A 2,351-nucleotide genomic window follows, 5' to 3' on the forward strand; every position below is an offset into this window, starting at 1 on the left:
TTCGGCGTTTACCTGGTGAAAGATGCTTGAATTGACGTTCTAGGTGAAACAGTTGATCACAGTAGTCCACGCCAATTCGCCCGTTTTTGCTATCGGCTTTTAGCCAATAACGTCGCACATGCGCCCAACAATTGGCGAACGTGACATCAGGTAGATTACCTCATTCGCAGGTTTTACACGCCTGTTTCTTTGGCATGCGCTTCCTTTGAAATGGCGAACATACGTTGAAGAACTTTTGTCATCAGCTCGGGAGATTTATCAAAAAAGTATTACATGATTTTGGCTAATCAACACGCGTGTAAAAAGATAAAAATAAAAATAACCCATGAAAACATGATTGATAAAAAACGATTATTTTTATATCGAAAATATGCTTGGTACGTTTCTCACTTAAATAAAATAATAATCAGATGTTTTCCCATACTTATTTTACCATTTTATTCCGAAAATGCTGAATGGTTAATGTTACATCATGTACTGTATATGGGACATTTTTAAAATAAATACCCTCACTTTTTATCCAATCGACTGCGATATCTAATGCTTCTACATCTTCATTTAAGTAAAGATCTTTTGACAAAAGAAACTGCTTAATGGATATCAAAATTTTCTCGTACATTACTTTATCAACAGTCGAAAAAGGTTTTCTCACTAAAGAATTTCTAAAATGATTGAGAACATATAATTTCTTATATACTTGTTTTAATTTTCGTTCTAGTTTTTCTGCTTCTCTTATCAATTCTTCGCATTTTATAGCATCAAAATCTTGTTCGTAATAATCCACTAAGTCACTATAAATAACTTTGTTATTGTTACTGGTTATGCCATTCAAAATAATAAAGGATTTTCCTTTAAATAATTTGCTTGGTGTAACATAAAGAATGATAATTTTTAATATTGTAGGATCATTTGCTAACTCTTTAGGGATTTCCACTTCTTGCATTCTACTAGCAACAATAACAGAACAAGGAATGTTATAAGCGCCGAATAAGATATCTATATGATTTTTATAGGTTTCCAGCTGAGGAGAGTCAAAATGAACAAATGTATTATTTATTTCCGCATATCCCGATTCAAAAATAGACTTCCGTACTGCATTAACTATAAAAGGCTTTTTACGGTTGGTGATTTTAACTTCCGTATGAGCATTATTACAGACATGTTGAATAACTTTGGATAAATCTTTATAAATGTATTCTGCATCCTGCTTTGGTACACAAGATGGGATCTTAGTTATATCAAAAACGAATTTCTTCTCCTTATCGTACTTTATTTTGTCATAAGCCTGAATCGTATTTTTAATTTGTTTAATGCAACCATCTAAATTATATTTAATTTGCTCTGTATTAAAGCGAAGTGTATCATCAAAAGCTAACTGTTGTACCCATAGATCTCTTCTTAAATCCCTTTCTCTTGCTTCTGAAGAATCGTGATAGGTATTTCCGTCACATTCCACCGCAATCTTACAAAACTCTCCATATACAAGGAAATCAAGTGTATATTTAGCATTCCACTTGTCCTTATTACCATCATAAACAGTATATTGAGCTCTAAATTTTATATTAGCCTCATTAAGTGCAGCCTCCATTAATTCTTCGAGTGGACTATTTTCATTTCTTATTTTTGGATTCATCATAGAATACCTTCTTTGTGATATTTATAATAAAGGATAACATACATACATGGTAAATAATGATTTTTTTGGTAATAACATTAGAAGGTTTGTACTTGTTTTGATAACATTTATATATTTACTAAATTATTATATTTTCGCACTACATTTTTCCATTATAACTGTATCATGCCATCGACCGTGTAACTGAGCAATTTTTTCTCTCGTACCAACTATTCTAAAGCCCATCTTTCTATGTAATTGAATACTTGAGGTATTTATTGCAAAAATAGATGATTGAAGTGTCCAAAAGCCCTCCTTTTCACTCTCCTCAATTAGTGTTCGAAACAGCTTCGAGGCAATCCCTTTCCCTTTACTATCACTTGATATATAAACACTTACTTCTCCAACTCCAGAATATACTGCTCGGGTAGATACAGGTGAAATTGCAATCCAACCGACTATTCTATTTTTGACTTCTGCCACAAAGCGTAAAGTAACATGATGCCCTTCATCCCATACTCGTTCGCTTGGTACATTTGTTTCGAAGGTTGCCATCCCTGTTTCGATTCCTTCTTTATAAATCTTTAATACCTCTGCTAAATCTTTTTGCTCCATATTACGAATGAATACTGCGTCCATTCATTTCCCCCCTTATTATGTTCAATCAGAACCACCAGTCTAACTGGTGGTTTGCTCTACGCGTGAAACGCTGGGGTACTGGCCCATGTCTAAAGAC

At 33.3% G+C, this 2,351-nt stretch carries 2 protein-coding genes; both read right to left on the bottom strand.

The features are described 5' to 3' along the window. Positions 1–424: 424 nt before the first annotated feature. Complete coding sequence (locus AMS59_RS20530; protein WP_053485578.1) at positions 425–1,636, bottom strand: endonuclease domain-containing protein; 1,212 nt, start codon at positions 1,634–1,636, stop codon at positions 425–427. Positions 1,637–1,762: 126 nt separating this feature from the next. Next, the gene (locus tag AMS59_RS20535) at positions 1,763–2,254 is read right to left on the bottom strand and encodes a GNAT family N-acetyltransferase (protein ID WP_053485579.1); all 492 of its coding nucleotides are present in this window, start codon (positions 2,252–2,254) and stop codon (positions 1,763–1,765) included. Positions 2,255–2,351 lie beyond the last annotated feature (97 nt).

The sequence above is a fragment of the Lysinibacillus sp. FJAT-14745 genome (genome assembly GCF_001275675.1).
Taxonomy (GTDB): domain Bacteria; phylum Bacillota; class Bacilli; order Bacillales_A; family Planococcaceae; genus Lysinibacillus.